Source organism: Paenibacillus sp. FSL R5-0473, assembly GCF_038004565.1.
Classification (GTDB): domain Bacteria; phylum Bacillota; class Bacilli; order Paenibacillales; family Paenibacillaceae; genus Paenibacillus; species Paenibacillus amylolyticus.
Genome location: NZ_JBBORL010000001.1, coordinates 5,482,253 through 5,501,096, shown reverse-complemented (window position 1 = coordinate 5,501,096; position 18,844 = coordinate 5,482,253). Strand labels below are relative to the sequence as shown.

Genomic DNA, 18,844 nt, shown 5'->3' with positions numbered 1-18,844 from the left:
TCCCTAATTGATCAATTTTATTATGGATTTTTCCGATAATGTATGTACATCGTTCAGATGCAGATGGTTCAGGGAAGTGGGGAGAAGGAAATGGGGAAAAGAAAAGGTGTAGGACATAAGATCAAAAATATGTCGCTTAAAATCAAGCTACCTTTCATGATCAGTGTATTGGTTGTGTTGGTTCTGCTTGGTGCAACAACCACAAGTTATATGATTTCATCTGATGTTGTGGTCAAGAAAAGCAAGGATGAAATGAATGTTATGGCTGACCGCCTTGGGGAAGGGCTTTGGACAGCTATGCAGCTTCAACAACAATTGAGTCATGCGATATCCGTACATAATACCTTCAAGGAACTCTTGGAGCTGCGTAATACAACTGACATGACGGATGAAGAATTTTTATCGGATGAGAACCCGTATTTCAATAAGGCCAATACGATCTTGACCAACAGTATATCGGAAACGGAAGGAAGCAAGCCAGACCTGTTCGTATTTGACAAGGAAGGAATCATGGTGGCAGGTACCATGCCAGAAGTCATTGGTCAGTCACGGGGAGATCGGGAGTATTTCAAGGAGTCCATACAGGGGAAATCCTTCATCAGTGACGCGGTCGTCTCTAAGACTGGCAAGAAGCTCATTATTGTATTCTCGGAGCCTATCACCGATGAAGAGGGGAATAACCTGGGTGTGCTTGCTATGTCGGTGGACAGCAGCTTCTTCCTGGGGCAACTCGGAGACATTAAAATCAATGGTCAAGGCAGAGTTGAAGTACTGAGTCGGAGCGGCATCATTATGTATGATTCACTGGACCCTTCCGTTGTGGGACAAACGCTGGAAGAAGATAAGGACGCGATGGGAATTATCGAGGCTAGAGCCACCGACAAAGTGAAAATCACTTCGATGGATCGAGAAGATACCTACTATCGTATTAATCAGATTCCGGGTGCAGATCTCTCTGTGCTCATTATTGACGATTATGACGATATCAAGCGTCCGATAGAGGATATGCAGCGCCAGATGGTTATCGTGATATTGATCGGGATTGCTCTGGCTATTGGTGTGGGATTGCTGATTTCTCGCAGTATTACAAGACCTATCATACGTCTGAGCGGTCTGTTCCAACAGCTTGCTCAAGGCAATCTGACCGTTAAGGCCAATGGCAAGTATAACAGCGAATTCAAGGATCTGGCGGAGAGCTTCAATGGTATGGTGGAGCAGAACAGGAACCTTATTACCGATATGAATAGTTCGATTCATGTCCTTCAGGCCAGCACTCAGGAGTTGGAGGAGACATCCAGACAGACGGCAAGATCCATTGATGAGACATCGGCAACGTCCATGGGGATTGCCAAAGCCATGGAGGCCCAATCGGAAGATACCGAGCAGATTGCAGGCAAATTCAACAGCTTTGGCGATAAAGTGGCTGCCATGAACAGCAGTGCACAGGATGTGAAGGCAAGAGCAGATGAGATCGAAACGGTATTCCACAATGGGAATGAAGTCGTGAATGAACTGATGCGTATCAACGAGGTGAACGAACGGGAAGTGGAGAAAATCTCGGAGATTACCGTCAAACTTCAAACCAGTTCGGGCAGTATTAGTCAGATCACGGAAGCCATCAGCCAGATTGCGAAGCAGACCAATCTGCTTGCATTGAATGCTTCAATTGAAGCATCAAGGGCAGGTGAGCATGGCAGAGGATTTGCGGTTGTGGCCGAAGAGATCCGCAACCTGGCAGAGCAGAGCTCCCGCCAATCCAAGGAAATCTCCAGCATTATCGAGCAGAATCTGGCCGATGTCGCCGAGAACAACCAAAGTGTTGCCGAAATTCACACCATCTCGTCCAGACAGGATGAGCTTGTCTTGCAGACTCGTCAGGCATTTGATTTGATTTTGGAGAAGGTAACGGTCATTAATCAACAGATCGCTACGATGGCAGGACAGATGCAGGAGATGTTACAGAACAAGGATGACGTACTGGAGTCTGCCCATAGTTTGTCGGCTTCAGGAGAGCAGGTATCCGCTTCGGTTGAAGAGGTAACAGCAACCATGATGGAGCAATCTTCAACAGTACAGCAGTTGGCCAACATGGTGGATACGATCGATCAATTGACGCAAAAGCTGGCCGAATCGGCTGCGCGATTCAAGGTGGAGTAAGGGGCTGTCTCAAAATGAATTCCGCCTCGCTCCAAGCGCTAACGAACCTACCGCACCTTAAAAGGCGGATCATCAACGCTTGCAAGATTTAAAGAATCTCAGTAATGCTATTTCGTCAAAAAACGTTGTCAAAACCTAGAAAATCGAGTGAATCGACGAAATAACGTCTCTGTGATTCGTTAGATCTCAGATCTGGGCAAATGGGAGCGAATAGCGTGTCTCAGGTTCATTAAAACAAAATAACACGAACAAGGGATGTCCCCTGTCATATTCATGACTTATAGGACATCCCTTTTTTTTTATGCTCTCGATCAATGTGCTCTAGTCCATTTAGTGATCAATGAGATGCAACAGTTGAGGGAGAGGTGTACGAGGCTTGGGCATAGCATAGATCTGGCTGCGTTCGGCAGACCGTTTATCGCCAATCCAGATCTGGTACAGAGACTGCATGCGGGTCAGCAATTGGTCGAGTATAATGCGAATGCACATTTGCCTGTTTTGGTGTGAAAATAAAGTGGAAAAAAGGGCAGAACAGGCTGCCCTGAGGTTCAGATATTCTTTGAGTGATCCAGCGGTTTCATTTCGTTTCTTCTTGTTGAGCTTTTTTCGATATGCCAGAGAATAATCATAGACAACGCATAGAACAGACTGACAGCCAGAATAATGATCCATACACTTTCCATGTCCATGCTTTTGATGAAAATGCCCGTCAAATATGGGCTAAGTGTATAACCCAGGCAACCTACGAATAACAGCAAGCCATTAAACCGGCCCTGATGTGTATCGGGTACACGCGAAGCAATATACAGATTGATATTGGTCTGCACGAGAATCTCTCCAATGGTCCACAGCACCGTGGATAAGGCGACGATGGAAAAATGGGGGAAGGTTCCGAGCAGGTTCAAGGCTCCAAATCCGATTCCATAAAAGAGTGCGCCTGTGGCTATGGAGTTTAGGGCAGTTAATTTGCGTGTAGCGGACAGGATCACGGTGGTAAGAATAATGACGCTAATGGCATTGATGGTCATGACAGAGCCGTAATATGCTGCTCCGTTCTCGCCAAATGAGTGATTCATCTGGAGTGGGAGGCTAAATGAGTATTGCATATAGATAAAATAGTTAAGAAATGACACAACGATGAAGAAGGCAACAAGTGGATTTTTCAGCAGTAGTCTGAATAACGGCGAAGGTGGTTGGCTCGATCGTTGTTGTTCTTGTTGTCCAGCATGTTCGCTGTTTGTTGATGCCAATTCCTTGCGTGTGCCGATCTTAACTTGGTTGATGATGATAAAGGTAGATATCAGAAACACGGTACCGATACTTATAAAGACAATGTTGACGTGGTCCTTGATAAAAAAACCGGCGATCAGTGGTCCGATGGCTATACCCAGATTGGCCCCCAGATACATGAGGGAAAAGGCGGACTTTCGCTCTTTCTCCTCCGTACACAGTTGAATAATCAGTGCATTATAAGCAGGCCGGGTAATACTGATGAAAAACATGACTGCAATCAGTAGATAACCAACGGTAATGGTGCCTGACCAAAAAGAGCAGCTTATAATCAGGATGGCAGACAACAGTTGCCCGATGACAATAATTGTTTTTTTGCCCATAAGATCGCTTAAATAGCCGCCGAGCAGTACACCGGGTCCGCTAATCAGGGCTGCCATGGACACAAAGATCCCTGCACTGACCACATTCATACCCATCTGCAACGTAAGCACCAAGGTAATCAGGGAGAATACAAAATCTCCCGTGCTGTTAATCGTTCTGGCTAAACAGAGATAATAGATATCGCGGCTCAGACCCGCGTACGTTTTGAATAACGACAATAATTCCAGCCCTCCCCAAGATAACCGTCACTCCAGACCAAAAACAGTGAGGATCATCCGTACATCTTATACGGTTTCAGCAACCGTTACTTCAATCTTGAAACGATCGTACATATCCAGCAGGGTTTGACGCAATTCCTCGAACGAATCACCCTCCACGATAGCATAGCCTGATCGGGTCATGGTATCGTTGACGTCCCCGGCGCGCTGCCCCACTTGATAGGATACATTAAACTCAATGATGCCAGGGATATCCGCATAATCCTCTATCCCGGATATGTGTTGAATTACCCCTGCGCGTGAAGGGAAGCAGATCATGCCTGTGAATTTATGGCTCGTCTCCTGTTGATTGAATTCATATATTCCAACTTCCAGATCAGTGACGGCTTCGAAGAAATCAACGCCATGGGTGTTCTTGATACAAGGAGGCATAACATGTGATCCCCCGATTCTTGCACCAATTTCTCCAAACACCACTTCTCCTTCCGGAGTCAGAAAAAGTTCGGCATGTGTTACGGATTGATTGATACCCAAGGCAGCAATGACCTGTTCATTGAGTTCTTTGATGTGATGGATAAAATCAGCTTCCGTGCCTTCAGGGAACGTAATACTGGCTGGAGGTTTCTGCTTCGTCGCAATATCCAGGCAGTTATACAGGTATTGGGAAACAGATGCAAATACAACTTTGCCCTTGGACACAATGGAATCACAATGAAACTCCGTACCGTGGATGAATTCCTCCAGCAAATCCCTTTGCTGTGCTTGTCTTGTATGGTGTAGATAATGTACCAGTTCATCCATGCTGGATAATTTGAACGTATTGATACTTCCATATCCGCTGAGTGGCTTCACAATAATCGGAAACCCGTGTACAGCAGTGAAACGAATATAGTCCTGTTCATGTAGAGCAATTGCAATTTCGGATGTCCGAATTCCGCGTTGATGCAGCATTTGTTTCATGATCCATTTGTTGCGAACAGCCTCAGCCTGATTGCGCTGCATACCGGGGATCCCGAACTCAGAACGGAGCTGACCACCGATCTCAATCGCATTCTCACCCGGCGTTAACAAAGCAGAGATGGAATGGGATTCTCGGATCTGCACCATATGCTCGCGTATGGCATCTACGGACTCCAGATGATCGACATATCTAATTTCATCAAAGAAGTCCCTGAGGACCTCATCATGATGCAAATTATGCCGTTCAATAATCAGAATTTTCTTGTGATCCGCCAATTTCTGCAAAGGTTTAACGAAGTTTAATCCAGTTGGAAGCCTAAAATCAGATATGTATACAATGGTTTTCATACGTTCTCGTATAGCCCCTTTCAACAACATACTAAAAATAGTAAAAATTCATTTCATAACATTATAGCTCAATATTTTCCATTTTGAATACACCTTTTGGTTAAAAATATGAACCAAAATACATATTTATGTTGCGTTAAAGTGTTAATTGACAATAGGAAATTTTTGGTATACGATCTTTAGCGGATTAGAAATAAAAAGGAGGAAATAGAAATAAATGGAGATCGTTAAAGAGAAATATGCCATACTGGGAACGCTGGGAGACGATGAAGGATTCCTGACTTGTAGCATGCATATCGCGAAAAAGCTAGGCAACTCGGAACGTATCAAGCCATACCCTGAATTTGAAGCGGCTGCGGAAGACTTGAGATCAGGGATCATATCCTGCTTGCTTGTCCCCGGGGCGTATCCTAAGCTCAACAGCTTCATCATGGATTCTGAACTAGCGGTGTCTGAGAGCTTTGTGGAGAAAATTCCTGCGCTGGTTCTATCCGGCTTCCATGCGGTATGTCCCGATCAGATCGATATTATCTATCATCATCCAGCAACCACATACTTGTTATCTGAACTTGATACAACCTATAGAGAGAACAGCACCGTATCGTCCAACCCTGAAGCTTGCAGGAAGGTCATGCACAACACGGAGAAGTCCATTGCGCTCACGAATCAGCTATGCGCTGATCATTACGGGCTTGTGACATACAAAGTATTGCGTGAGGGAATCAATATGCCATGGGTATGTTTTACACAAAATACACAGAGGGTGAATACAGTCATATGAAAAGAATTGCTATTATATTGGATAAAAATCTGGAACCTGGCGCCGCCGCAAATGTGGCTGCTCTGTTAATGGGACAAGCAGCCCTGAATGAGCCGGAGTTATATTCTGATCAACCTGTGCTGGATCATAGCGGCGTTCAGCATGCGGGCATCCGATATAGCACTGTCATTCTGAAGGCCGGGGAGAATCAACTGATCAATTTGGCCAAACTCTGCTCAGATGACAGCGGGGGACTGAGCCATGTTGTTTTTTCACAGACAGGTCAGTCGCTCAACAATGCCTTTGAACAATATGCAGTTGAGATTGCTTCGATGGAATTGGAAGCTACCAAAGTGGTAGGTGTCATTGTATGGGGCGAGGATGATCAAGTTAGGGCAGCGACCAAAAAATTCAGTGTCATGAAATAAGGGAAAAGGGCAGAAGCGGATCTTTAGAGATCACTCTGCCCTTCTTTATATATGAAAGAATTGTTATAGAGGTTGTTCTCGGTACTGAAAACCGCCCTTTTTGAACACGCACTTATAGATGTTTGCTGGCAACGGCAGCTTTCTTTTCCGTAAAGTAATACACCAAAGCGAGCAACGGCATAATCAGGCCAATCAGCGTTGTGAGACTCCAGCCTCCGTTAGCATAAGACCAGCTTCCAAGAGATGAACCAATCGCACCGCCGACAAAAAAGATCGACATGAATATGCCATTCACACGTCCTCTCGCTTCACTTCCTAAGGAGTAGATAATGCGTTGACCCAGCACCAGATTTCCCGAGACAGCCATATCCAGTGTGATCGCGACGATCACAAGCAGTATCAGTGCTAACGTGGAGTGACTCTGGAACGCATAAGCAAGACCAAACGAAGCAGCAGCGATCACCATGGCAGCACCCGTCAGAATACGTGTTAGTCCGCGATCAGCCAGTCTCCCGGCAATAGGAGCGGCAATAGCACCTCCGACACCAGCCAGTGCGAACCAGGCAATGCCTTGCTGTGACATGTCAAAATCGTTAGCGAGCCTGAGCGGAACCGTAGTCCAGAACAAGCTGAAAGCACCAAACAGGCTGGCCTGATAGAACGCCCGGCGGCGCAGCAGCGGCATCGTTCTGAACAGTGTGCCCAAGGACACGATTAATTGCCCGTATTTCAAGGTGGGTTCAGGTTGGCGAGCAGGAAGAGCACGTGATAGGAGCAACATGAGAAGTGTTATGACAATGGCGGAGAATACAAAAATCGTCTGCCATCCGAAGAGGCTGGTGATAAAGCTTGCGACAGGACGAGCCAGCATGATGCCCAGCAACAGACCACTCATTACATTGCCAACAACCCGTCCGCGCTGTTCCTCGGAAGTAAGATATGTCGCATAGGGCACCAGAATTTGAGCGACCACAGAACCTATCCCAATGAACAGAGAGGCAGTCAGAAATACAACAGCAGTGGGCGAGAAAGCCGCAGCAATCAGGGCAACAACCAGTACGATAAGGAAAAGAACGACCAGGCGTCGATTCTCGGTAATGTCACTGAGCGGCACGATAAACAGCAGACCAATGACATAACCAATCTGAGTCAACGTTACGATCAATCCGGCAGCGGCAGAAGACAGACCCGTTGTCATGCTGATCGGACCGATAACGGTCTGAGCATAATACAGATTTGCCACGATCAATCCACAAGCGGATGCCAGCAAAAAAATAATCCAGGTGGGTACAGGTGCCTTCTTCACTTGTTGTCTCATATCCATCATAATCATCCTCCACAGTTCTAAATTGGTATTCCCAATAAACAGGTGATATTTAAAAACGTTAATTACTAAACGGTGTGTTCACTAATTACAAATATATAATAAACTAAACGTATAGTATTGTAAATAGGCTCTACATATTTTAATGAGAAAGTTAATGTGGATGAAAAGGTGAGCGTAGGATGGAATTGTGTGTACTCATGGCAGTTTAGTATAATGAACGTATCGTTTTTATGAAAAATAATGATGATTAAATATATTTTATACAACCAGGAGGGCTCAAGATGACTGCCAAAAGAGGACGTCCACGTAACATGGAAACCCAGAATGCCATTCTTACAGCATCGTATGAGTTGTTGTTGGAGCAGGGATTCGGGGCGGTTACAATCGAGAAGATTGCTGAACGTGCACAGGTGAGCAAAGCCACTATCTACAAATGGTGGCCGAATAAAGGCGCTGTCATCATGGACGGATATATGTCTGCGGCAACGGCAAGATTGCCAGTGCCGGATACAGGCTCGGTATTGGAGGATATACGCATACATGCGAGTAATCTGGTTCGTTTTTTGACCAGTCGGGAAGGAAAAGTGATTACACAGATTATAGGGGAAGGGCAGTCGGATGCAGGGCTTGCCGAAGAATACCGTACAAGGTACATCCAACCACGTCGACGTGAAGCTCGGGGAATTCTGGAGAAGGGTGTGGAGCGCGGCGAATTAAAGAGTGGGACGGACATTGGATTATACATTGATCTGATCTATGGACCGGTGTTCTATCGTATGTTAGTGACGGGGGAAGCGATGGATGATGCGTTTGTAGATCTGATGCTCCGTTCATTGTTGGAAGGCATTCAGTCCAAGAAGAAATAGGGATAGCCACGATACAAGTGGGAGGAAGAGGGAAGAGGGCGATTCGTAGGAATCACCCTGGAAGGAGCACATGTATATTGTACGTGGGAGATTGTTAGACCTGGAATATAGGTGAGATGGCTGTGGGCCACGAATCTGTAACATTAGAGGAAAGGAAGGATGAGTGCTGGGTTAACACCGGGGGTTCATTCCATACCGAACTGGGCAGCTCGCGGCGTAATATAGGGGCAACTTCCTTGGCAAAACGCTCCACTTGCTCCAGTTGCTCGCTATGCGTCAGTCCATCTACGCTGATACTCAGCACCTGATGTCCGTAAGCGGCATGATAGTCCAGAATTTTCTCAATGACCTGTTCCGGACTGCCAATTAACGCAGGACCTCGTGCAATGTTATCCTCCAGATCGGTGAAGGGCGACTGGTTATGCTGTGCGGCGGCGGTGGCATGGAACGCTTCATAATATGGCTTATAACGACGAATGGCTTCTTCGCCCGTATCCGCAAGATAGAGACTGCCGGCACCAGAGCCAATCACTGCTTGCTGCGGATCATGACCATAATAATTGAGGCGTTCCCGATAATGATCAATTAAAGCTTTGTATTTGGCTTGCGGATGGAAAGAATTCGACGTAAAGAGCGGCTCGCCATATTTGGCAGCGAGTTCCGTCGAGACCATGCTGGACGCGCTACCATGCCAGATCGGGATGGATTGCTGAAGCGGCCTGGGCCACGTGGTCACTCCCTCAAGCGGAGGGCGATACGTTCCCTGCCAGGTTACATTCTCTTCAGACCACAGCCGTCTTAGCAAATGATAGCGTTCATCGAGTGAGTCCCATTGTTCCTCTTCGCGTATGCCAAACAGCGGATAGTGCCGAGGGTCATTGCCTTTCCCGATGATCATCTCCAGCCGTCCGCCCGATAATTGATCCAACGTGGCATAATCCTCGGCAACCCGGACTGGATCAAGTATACTAAGAACAGTGACGGTGGTTAGTAACCGAATGCGTGTGGTTGCTGCGGCTATTGCGGTTAATACGACAGGTGGCGAGGAAGATAGAAAAGGCGCACCGTGTCGTTCACCGATTCCATAGGCATCGAAACCCAGTCGTTCAGCCAGCTTTGCCTGCTCTATTATATTGTGGAATTTCTGCTGAGTCGTCAGAGCTTCCCCGGTTACGGCATTAGGCAGATTCATCATGAGACTAAACAAGGCAAATTTCATCTGACCTTCTCCTCGAACTGAATTGATAATTTCTGTGTCGTATAATCCTATTGAAATAGTAGGATATGTAAGTTGAATTAAATGTATCACGTTCTCACGGATTCTTCTAATGGATTTTTTCTATAAGCAGGAACAGCGAGGCCTCCTTGCATAAATGTGAAGGGAATTGCCACGATTTTTATTGACCGCTGTAAAATTTAGGATTAAAATTGTGCTTATCATATAAATTCAAAATTATGGATTTTCATTGTGGAGGTGGGATACATGGAACCTACAACTACGATACGCTCATATATTGAGGACTACATCAGGAAACAGGGGTACACCCTGCAGTATTTTGCCGATATATCGGGAGTTAACGCTGGAACGCTTAGCGCAATTATTAAGGGGACTCGGCCCATCGCTATGGCGCAACTGGATCTGATTACCCAAGGTATGAAGCTGGAAGAGGGGTATTTCTATGAGATTTATGGGGCTGAATGTTTCGTGGAATCGGCACCTCATTGGAGGAGACTGGAACCTTTCCTGCAACGCTGTGCTGAATTGGACAAGCTGGAATGTATTCATAAGGTTATCCAGGAAGTGACGGATGATCGCTCGTATATCTCGGAGTTGTTTGAGATGGCGGAAGGCATGCTTGAACGTGGACAGACGAAGGCTGCACGGATGTTGTACGAATGTGTGGCGGAGTGTGAGAAATACCAACATTCGGAACGTCTGGCTCTGTGCCAGTATCGCATCTTCACGTTATCTCTCGGTCAGGACCAGCATGAGAATCTGCGTGCAGCCGTACATTTTGAACCGTATATTAATCGGTTGGATGAGGAACGGCAGTTGGATGCTATTAAAGACCTGGCGAATACATACTTGGCTCTAAGATACTGGGACAAGGTATTTGACTTGGCCGAAGACCTGGAGCAGAAAACTAAAATTTTGCAATCCTACACAAAGAAAAAAACGGATAAAAGTGATCGGATAACGGCATATCCTTTGTTTGTATATAGAGCATATTCAAATTTGCTGAAGTCTTCCGCATGTGAGAGACAAGGACGCTACGAAGAAGCTCTACAATATACAGAGCTCTACGCCAGTCTAACAAAAGTTGCTGAACCTGATGAAGAAGATCAGATATATATTGATAAATTCAAGGGCTGGACGGAAGCAAATACCTATCTGTATAAGTTAATGATGGGAGATCAAGGTATTTTGCCGACTTACGTGAATTATATAGAGCAAAATAAAATGGAATTGCTGCCCGCAATGATAAATATTTTAGAGGCAGCTAATAAATTTGATCATAATATTGATGATATCATCTACAAGTTCAGCGACCAGATTACTTCAGAAGTTACGCGGTTAAAGGGATATACTGAACAGGTGGAATTAGATATGTACATCACGTTTTTACTTGAACGGACCATCTACCATCTCAATCGTTGTGAATATCCAGAAGGTCTAAAGCAGCTGATGCATTGTTTGAGGGAAGCCGTCAAAATAAAAAATCAAACAGATATTATCCATTGTGTAGCGTTATATGAGAAATATAGAAATATCGCAAATGCTGAAATTGAGCATCAGTATAAATTAATAATGATGGAGGTCCAGAGATATTATGATAAAAAAGAAAATCCTGCATTTAATCTTGCTTAGCTTTATTGTTATTAACGTTAGTCAATTGGTTACTCTCGATGATGTGTCACCTATTCAAGCATTATTCCATGTGCATGGAGGCGGCGGTCTGTAGTTATTAAATCAGAAATTTGTTGATTACTATAAACTTACTTCCGGAATTGGGGGTGAGTTTTTTGTTATGCGGAGATTGACCAATGTAACACACAAGATTAGAATTACAATTATTATAAATTATTGAATATTTAATTCCATTTGGTTGATGGAGGTGGGAGAATTGAAACTTGCACCTACGATACGTGCATATATTGAGAATCACATGAGGGAACATGGATTTAAATTGCAACAATTCTCTGATATTACTGGTGTTAACGTTGGAACGTTGAGTGCCATTCTTAAAGGCAGCAGACAAATGTCTATGAACCAACTGGATCAGATCACTTCAGGCATGGGATTGGAAAAAGGTTACTTTTATGAAAGTTACGGAGTAGAATCCTTCATTGAATCTGCACCTCACTGGAGACGATTAGAACCATATCTATATGAGTGTGCCAAACTTAACAAGCTGGATTGTATTCAACAAGTCATTACTCATGTGACAGATGATCATTCATATATAGTTGTTTGAAGTAGCTGAAGATTTGTATAACAAAGGAATGAAGCAAGCAGCACTTATACTGTATGAATGTGTGTCTGAATGCGAAAAATATCAGCACTCTGAACGTTTGGCTATGTGCCAATTTCGTATATTTCTGATTAGTATAAGCTTAAAAAAATTTGATAATCTTAATGCAGCCATTCGTTTAGAGATTTATGTAGAGAAGCTGAATGAAGAGGTACAGTTGGATGCGATCAAGGAATTGGCTAATGTATATAGTACAATGCACTTATGGGGAAAAGTTTATTCATTGGCAGAAGAATTAGAAAGAAAATCTGATGCTCTATTAAGTTTTAGGTCGCGAGGAAAGACTAAACGTATTACGGTTTATCCTTTAATTACTTACAAAGCTTATGCAAGCCTGCTAAAGGCAAGTGTGTTTGAAGCACGTAAAGAATATGCAATGGCTTTAAAATATACAGATATCTATGAGAGAGTAGTTGATATTCCTGAACCATCAGAAGAAGAAGGGGTTATGATCGCCAAATTTAAGAGATGGGCTCAAGGAAATCGCATAACAATTAATCTAATGTCTGGAAATCAAGAGTTCATTCTTGAGTATCTTAATTACCTGGAACTTTACTCTGAGGAAACGTTAACTGCTTTTATTAATATTATTGAAGTTGCTAATGAACAATCCCTTAAAATTGAGTTTGATTTAGAAAAATATGAGAACAAAATCAAACGATTTTATTTAGATGAAGGGTGCAATTCACGGATAATGACTCATAGATATATGTTGTTTAATTATGAACTTGCAAAGTATAAATGCAATCGACAAGATTACCAAAACGGTATAGATATAATACTTTATAACTTATCTCTTTCAACATTGAACCAAGACGATCACATGACAGTAAAATGCGTTGATTTATACGGAACTTACAGACAGCAAGCTAGTTTGTCTCAGCAAGAGACGTATTCACAATTATTAAAGACGATAAATATTAAATAAAACAAACAGCCTATCTGCTTCTGAGGTAGGCTGTTTTGTGTTTTGAAAAAGGATTAGGCAGAGAGCAATGCCTTTTCTAAAGTTTTATTTTTACAATATTATGCAAAACGTATTATGTTCTAAAAAGCACTTATAGTCATTAGCGAAACTAATAGCAAACTCACATTAAATGTTTTTCTAGAATGTCCTAGAGGGGTACAGCCATGAGAGAACTAAGTATCTTGAAAGACCAAATCGAGCAAGGTCGGCAAGAGTTGAGTCGCTTGGTAGATCAATATGGAATCCCGAATGTGAAAGTGCTTGAGCAATCGATGGCGTTGGATGAGCTGATTAATGAATATAATCGATATTCCTTTAGAATGAACCTGAAAAAGTAAATAATATGTCATTCCAACTCATCCAGCTTGAAGCTTAGATTTAAAGATCAGCTTCTTCAATGAACTTAAAGTGAAAAACAATACAAGACACATACCTAATTTCACACCGATATCTGAGAGGCGTTGAATGTTACCGGCGGCAAAAACATTGTATCCATTGGTGATAGATGAACTAAAATGATCCCCAAAGAACAGATAATATGATCCGAAAATGACCATATGAGAAACTGTATACAAAATAGAGAAGGCAAAGGGCGTCAAAGAGATGTAGATATTTTTGCTGATAACAAACAAAATGAGTGTTTGAATAGCTAGGATCAGACCACCAATAAGCATGAAGCTACTGCGCCCTGAAAAGTCATAAGCGCCGCTGAAAAATAAATTCTCAAAAAGCGTAAATGAATCGAGGGCACCAAACATATTTTTGAAAAGACCCAGATATGCCTGCAAATATCCTAATCCAAATAAAATGGGAACGGACAATAGACACCAACGATCAATGTTTTTGCGAGTTAGCAGCAAAGCACTGCTCAAGGCACATAGTGTAATGAAGGCTATTGGGAAAAGTTCGACCACTCTGTTATGAACATCATAATAATGAAGAGCTACTCCTGTGAACAGGGAGCTTAAATACAGGATCAAGCTCATGGTTATAAACTGTAGGATCAGTTTACTTGATAGACCATAAGTCTCTTGAGTCAGTTTAGTTCTTATGCTGATCGGATCGCCAAAGGACGCTATAGCTTTTGTGGTGGCTTGTTCTTCAGTGCATCCCTCATTGATATGATGCTCTTTGGAAGAGTGTAAATGAGTAGCCATTTCTTCAGCCAATTCATCGCGCTCTCGCTTGGATAAAAAGGTTCTCTTAAACACTTGGTCTAAATAAGATTGAATGTCCATTCGTCGTTCCTCCTAAGAAAATATTGATGATATGTGTATTTTGTTCCCATGAGGTTTTGATCGCTTCAAGTCGAAGTTGGCCTTCATCTGTTATCCTGTAATATTTTCGTCTAGGCCCACCTTCTTGATCACCCCAGTAGCCTTCAATGTAAGTATTGGCTTCCAGCCTCTTTAATGCAGGATACAGCGTACCTTCCTTGAGCAGAAATGCCCCATCGGTTACTTGATTAATGTGTTGAGATATTTCATAACCGTATGCATCTTTTTGACTCAGGATGGAGAGCACAATGCCATCGATATATCCTTTAATCATCTCATTCTTCAACTCATACACCACCTACTATGTATTTCTATGTAGATAAATTAACATATATTTGAAAATAATTCAAGGTCAAGAATTATATCTTTTATAAAGTTGTATCTATTCTTAACGAAAGCATAAAAAAGCCCTGCTCGTAACCTTTGCTAGAAATAAAGGTGCCGAGTGGGCAATTTAGATTAATGAATTCTAATTAGTATAAACATTCCCTGCACCATCAACGGATACTGGTGCCCAATTCACAATGCGAATGTGATAATCATTTCCTTTGGGAACACCTGTTAAAGAAATTGTGAAACGATCACCTGCAGCGGATGTATAGTTACCGTAAACAGAAGAAGCATTTCCGAATGTTTTCCATCCGATAAAAGAATCTTGAGCGACTTGATAAGAAACATCTGCATGGTAATCACTGCTAGCATATTGCCAACCTATGAGACTTACAGCATTACCCTGTGTAGAAAAAGAGTTAATGGTATAGTGAGCTCTTCCATAATTAAAACCAGTAAAAGAATAGTAATCAACCATAGCATGTGTACTGAATTCTGGTACATTTAAGGCCGCTACAGTAGCGGGATCATCATCACCTAAAATCAATTTCCATTCATCTTCAGACTCTTTAACATATAGTTCGTTTTTGGATTCAACTCCCGAAACGTTACCCTGAAATGTTACAACAACTGTCGATTCATTCTCTGTATGTGCATCAATGATTTTCATCGATTCAAAGTCACTTACAGAATTGTAGTGTTCGTATTTTGCGATTTGTTTCTCTTTACTTGGGTATCTCAAGTCTACAACTAACTCTGTAGCTTCAGCGAAATTCCCTTCAGACATAGTATCGAAAAATTTTTGTACAACTAATTTAGCAGCTACTTCCGGATTATCGGATGCCTTAACGGTAGGGGGAGAATAAAAAACGCCTCCAAGAGTAACGGTTAAAGACAATAAAGGGATTAACAGTTTTCTTATCATTTTGATTAGCATCTCCTTTAGTTTTTTAGTCAGATTAAATATTCCTCAAGTTAATTTAGGCTAGAACTAGATAGACTTAATTAAGTCTTATATGATGATTTTGCCTTGTTTGAAGAATAATTTTAGATAATAACACCTCCTGTTTTGATGATAAGTTTATTTGCATAATATTATTTTTGTTATTTTAATGAAAATAGTGATAATAATGTAAAAAAATAATTAGAGAGGTGATTTTGGCATATTTGCTATCAAATCGGGCGCTCTAATTTTTAGGATGATTGGCAATAATATCACGTGGAAAATAGAATCTGTTGAGATTATACGTAACATGAAATAGACTGAGATGATATTTAACTTTAATTGAGTTTTGAAGTTCCCATTTCCAATATTGTATTATCAAAGGAGAATTTAAATTTGAAAAGTAAAATGATTTCCTTAGTAGCCCTTATCTGTTCATTTGTATTATTTGTTATTGGATTTCAGTTTATTGCTCAAAGTACTGATTGGGGTATGAGCAAAGCTATGTTGGTTCTTGCAGAATACCAAAATGTAAAGTCTGATACCTCTGATATCTTTGGTAGTTTTATAAACTCAGAGATTTGGTCGTATAAAATTGAAGGAATATTATTGATATTTGTAGGGATGTTAATGTTGTATTTAGCAAATTCATTACGAAGTAAATAAGTAAAAAGTATTCGGGTCCCGAATACTTTTTTTCTTATTTACAATTTAATCTTTAGTTCAACATATAAGTATGAAAAAGGTTGAATTTCTTTGAAAACTTTTGTAAATAAACATTTTATTCTGCAAAGGAATATAATATGAATTTTTTGGCAATGTATCCTAAAATGTTATACAAAGAGGGGGTGCATGCTGTGAGTGAACCGATACAGATCACAGATAAAATCGAACGGAACAGGCAAGAGTTGAGTCGTTTGGCGGAGAATCATGGCATGCAGGACAACAAAGTCCTCCGACAGTCCATGGTACTAGACGAGCTTATTAATGAATATTATCGATTCAAATATAAAAGCCAACTCAGGAACAGACAACCGATTGCATAATGCAGTCGGTTTTTTGGTCTAATTAGTGTTCTATAGAAATAGCGTAGTCGACTGTAGCGATACAGTCGGCTTTTTTTGCGTTCACCCTGAAACCTATGCGTATAACTTGAAATTCCGTACCAATTCCAGGATTGGCAGGATAGCGGATGATCATTAAAACTGGATATGATGACCCCAGTTATATCCAGATTGATCTGTGAAGGGGGCTCATACAATGATCGGGAGAGGGAGGGATGAACGGAAATGATGGACAAGGTACGCATTTTTTTCGGAAAAAATGTAAACCTGCGCACCAAGTTGCTCCTGTTGTTCCTGGCGCTGACGTTGCTGCCGCTAAGTTTGCAGGGATTGATGAACTACAAGCATTTCTCGCAGACGATGGATCGCAAGACCGAGCAATTCACCATTGATATGGTTCGCCAGATTAACGCCAATCTGAATCGGCTGCTGAAGGACTATGAGCGGTTGTCGCTCTTGCCGCTTTACGATCAGATGGTGCTTGGCATTCTGGGCAAATACAACGCTTCAATGGGGTCGGGAACATGGGCGAGGTCTGAGGATTATCTGAAAATGAAGCTTTACACATCGGGTCAAGCTTATGACCGGCCCGAGATTCGGGGAATTCATCTGATCAGCAACAGCGGTATTTTGTTCTCCAATCTCGATTCACTGGCGGTCAAGCCGGTATGGGACAGTAGGCAGGATGAATGGTTTGCAGAGCTTGAAGACTCGGAAGGGACATGGCGTCTGCTTCCTCCGCATCAACCCGGCTATTACACGGGCGGTCAGCAAGAATCGTATATATCGGTGTGCAGAGTGCTTCGAGATCCGGGAACGCTCCAGCGATTGGGTTACATTTTGATTGACATTCGTCTGGAGGCTTTCGGTCAACTGTTATCCAATCTGAATTATGAGCAAGATGCAAGTCTGATGATTGTAGACAGCAAGCAGCGTCTGCTGTTCGAACGGACCTCAATCGGAGGAATGTCTGCGTACGACCAGTTGCTAATGCAGGGACAGCTTCAAAGCTATGCAGGAAACCAAAAAGTTATTCTGGATGGGCAACTCTATCTCTATGTACAACACCATTCCAGCTATTCCGGGCTTTCGGTGATCAGTCTTACACCTATTGCTGTGATTCAAAAGGAGTCGGGTGAGATGCTCACCTTTACAATATGGTTCGCAGTGTTATGTATGGCGGGTATAGCGATTCTGGCGGTTCTGTTATCCTATCGTATCACCCGGCCACTGATTCGACTGAAGCACCACATGATTCGGGTGGAGCAGGGAGATTTTAGCCAGCGTGTATCATACTTCAGCAGTGATGAATTCGGACAGATTAGCCGGGGCTTTAACCGAATGATGGAAGAGATTCATCGACTGTTCAATGAGGTGTTTCTGCTGGGTATTCAAGAGCGGGAGGCCGAGTTGTCAGCGTTACAAAGCCAGATGAATCCCCATTTTATATACAACACGCTGGAGTCCATTAACATGATGGCCATTCGCCAGAAGCATGCTGAGGTATCGGACATGGTGACGGCGCTTGGCAAGCTGCTGCGTTATACGATTGATAAGGTGGACCGGATGGTTCCACTTGGAGAAGAACTTGCTTTTGTACAATCCTATGTACGCATTCAGCAGGTCCGTTACAACGGCAAGTTAGAGATTATCTATGACATCGAAGAAGCAATAACCGAGTATTTGATTCCCAAGCTGGTACTGCAACCGCTGGTGGAGAATGCAGTCTACCATGGCATTGAAGGGCAGGAAAATGGAGGAGTAATCTGGGTATCTGCCTTGAAATTCGACCATGAGCTGCTGATTAGTGTACGAGACAACGGTAAGGGTATGACTCAGGCAAAGATTGACGAGTTAAATGAATCCATATCAAAACAACCTTCCAATGAGGCATTACGTTGCCATGCCGGGGACAGTCTGGGGCTTAACAATATCGCCCAAAGGCTTCGCATCATGTATGGAGAAGGCGGCAGCCTAAGCATTGATGGAAGTCCCGGGCAGGGACTGGTGGTCACGATATCCATTCAACTTCTACCGAAAGGGGATTGAAGT

General features: G+C 42.9%; 18 protein-coding genes and 1 pseudogene. 12 read left to right on the top strand and 7 right to left on the bottom strand.

The annotated features are described in order from the left end of the window. Positions 1-90 precede the first annotated feature (90 nt). Entirely contained in the window at positions 91-2,157 is a 2,067-nt protein-coding gene (locus tag MKY28_RS24105; RefSeq protein WP_340937244.1) for a methyl-accepting chemotaxis protein, read from the top strand. Between the two features lie 384 nt (positions 2,158-2,541). Next, a pseudogene (locus MKY28_RS24100) lies at positions 2,542-2,664 on the top strand (alkene reductase); the annotation flags it as partial. A gap of 41 nt (positions 2,665-2,705) precedes the next feature. Here the strand turns inward: MKY28_RS24100 and MKY28_RS24095 are convergent. After that, the gene (locus tag MKY28_RS24095) at positions 2,706-3,989 is read right to left on the bottom strand and encodes an MFS transporter (protein ID WP_076253919.1); all 1,284 of its coding nucleotides are present in this window, start codon (positions 3,987-3,989) and stop codon (positions 2,706-2,708) included. Positions 3,990-4,055: 66 nt separating this feature from the next. Next, positions 4,056-5,297, bottom strand: a complete 1,242-nt coding sequence (locus tag MKY28_RS24090) for an ATP-grasp domain-containing protein (protein WP_340937242.1) — start codon at positions 5,295-5,297, stop codon at positions 4,056-4,058. Positions 5,298-5,514: 217 nt separating this feature from the next. Here MKY28_RS24090 and MKY28_RS24085 point away from each other — a divergent pair, with 217 nt between their 5' ends. Both MKY28_RS24085 and MKY28_RS24080 read left to right on the top strand, forming a co-directional pair. Further along, positions 5,515-6,078, top strand: coding sequence for a hypothetical protein (locus MKY28_RS24085; RefSeq protein ID WP_036673091.1), 564 nt, complete (start codon positions 5,515-5,517; stop codon positions 6,076-6,078). Next, the gene (locus tag MKY28_RS24080) at positions 6,075-6,485 is read left to right on the top strand and encodes a DUF2000 family protein (RefSeq protein ID WP_127548030.1); all 411 of its coding nucleotides are present in this window, start codon (positions 6,075-6,077) and stop codon (positions 6,483-6,485) included. The genes MKY28_RS24085 and MKY28_RS24080 overlap by 4 nt, the downstream gene beginning before the upstream one ends. A 112-nt stretch (positions 6,486-6,597) precedes the next feature. On the opposite strand, the gene MKY28_RS24075 is transcribed toward MKY28_RS24080, so the two are convergent. Further along, positions 6,598-7,812, bottom strand: a complete 1,215-nt coding sequence (locus tag MKY28_RS24075; protein ID WP_340937240.1) for an MFS transporter — start codon at positions 7,810-7,812, stop codon at positions 6,598-6,600. Positions 7,813-8,093: 281 nt separating this feature from the next. On the opposite strand from MKY28_RS24075, the gene MKY28_RS24070 reads away from it, so the two are divergent. Further along, entirely contained in the window at positions 8,094-8,678 is a 585-nt protein-coding gene (locus tag MKY28_RS24070; RefSeq protein ID WP_340937239.1) for a TetR/AcrR family transcriptional regulator, read from the top strand. Positions 8,679-8,772: 94 nt separating this feature from the next. Here MKY28_RS24070 and MKY28_RS24065 read toward each other — a convergent pair whose 3' ends face one another. After that, positions 8,773-9,897: an LLM class flavin-dependent oxidoreductase gene (locus MKY28_RS24065; RefSeq protein ID WP_340937238.1), complete on the bottom strand. Its 1,125-nt coding sequence runs from the start codon at positions 9,895-9,897 to the stop codon at positions 8,773-8,775. 264 nt (positions 9,898-10,161) lie between these two features. Between MKY28_RS24065 and MKY28_RS24060 the strand changes: the two genes are divergently transcribed. The 4 genes from MKY28_RS24060 to MKY28_RS24045 all read left to right on the top strand — a co-directional run bounded on the left by MKY28_RS24060 (position 10,162) and on the right by MKY28_RS24045 (position 13,516). Next, complete coding sequence (locus MKY28_RS24060; RefSeq protein ID WP_340937237.1) at positions 10,162-11,547, top strand: transcriptional regulator; 1,386 nt, start codon at positions 10,162-10,164, stop codon at positions 11,545-11,547. Between the two features lie 256 nt (positions 11,548-11,803). Continuing rightward, a complete protein-coding gene (locus MKY28_RS24055; RefSeq protein WP_340937236.1) occupies positions 11,804-12,154 on the top strand; it encodes a helix-turn-helix transcriptional regulator in 351 nt (116 codons plus the stop codon). Further along, complete coding sequence (locus MKY28_RS24050) at positions 12,147-13,139, top strand: hypothetical protein (protein WP_340937234.1); 993 nt, start codon at positions 12,147-12,149, stop codon at positions 13,137-13,139. Before MKY28_RS24055 ends, MKY28_RS24050 begins: the two co-directional genes overlap by 8 nt. A 203-nt stretch (positions 13,140-13,342) precedes the next feature. Then, positions 13,343-13,516: an aspartyl-phosphate phosphatase Spo0E family protein gene (locus tag MKY28_RS24045; protein ID WP_340937232.1), complete on the top strand. Its 174-nt coding sequence runs from the start codon at positions 13,343-13,345 to the stop codon at positions 13,514-13,516. An 18-nt stretch (positions 13,517-13,534) separates the two neighbouring features. Here the strand turns inward: MKY28_RS24045 and MKY28_RS24040 are convergent, their stop codons facing one another. From MKY28_RS24040 to MKY28_RS24030, 3 genes are all read right to left on the bottom strand, one after another. After that, entirely contained in the window at positions 13,535-14,416 is an 882-nt protein-coding gene (locus tag MKY28_RS24040; protein ID WP_237177547.1) for a permease prefix domain 1-containing protein, read from the bottom strand. Next, complete coding sequence (locus MKY28_RS24035; protein WP_445670908.1) at positions 14,382-14,750, bottom strand: PadR family transcriptional regulator; 369 nt, start codon at positions 14,748-14,750, stop codon at positions 14,382-14,384. Before MKY28_RS24035 ends, MKY28_RS24040 begins: the two co-directional genes overlap by 35 nt. A gap of 174 nt (positions 14,751-14,924) precedes the next feature. Next, positions 14,925-15,710 carry a hypothetical protein gene (locus tag MKY28_RS24030; protein WP_340937228.1) on the bottom strand — a complete coding sequence of 262 codons (786 nt, stop codon included), beginning with the start codon at positions 15,708-15,710 and terminating at the stop codon, positions 14,925-14,927. Positions 15,711-16,124: 414 nt separating this feature from the next. Here MKY28_RS24030 and MKY28_RS24025 point away from each other — a divergent pair, with 414 nt between their 5' ends. The 3 genes from MKY28_RS24025 to MKY28_RS24015 all read left to right on the top strand — a co-directional run bounded on the left by MKY28_RS24025 (position 16,125) and on the right by MKY28_RS24015 (position 18,841). Then, positions 16,125-16,394, top strand: a complete 270-nt coding sequence (locus MKY28_RS24025; protein WP_340937227.1) for a hypothetical protein — start codon at positions 16,125-16,127, stop codon at positions 16,392-16,394. Between the two features lie 191 nt (positions 16,395-16,585). Beyond that, entirely contained in the window at positions 16,586-16,774 is a 189-nt protein-coding gene (locus MKY28_RS24020; RefSeq protein WP_340937226.1) for an aspartyl-phosphate phosphatase Spo0E family protein, read from the top strand. A 243-nt stretch (positions 16,775-17,017) separates the two neighbouring features. Then, complete coding sequence (locus tag MKY28_RS24015; protein ID WP_047840402.1) at positions 17,018-18,841, top strand: cache domain-containing sensor histidine kinase; 1,824 nt, start codon at positions 17,018-17,020, stop codon at positions 18,839-18,841. The last annotated feature ends 3 nt before the right edge of the window (positions 18,842-18,844 follow it).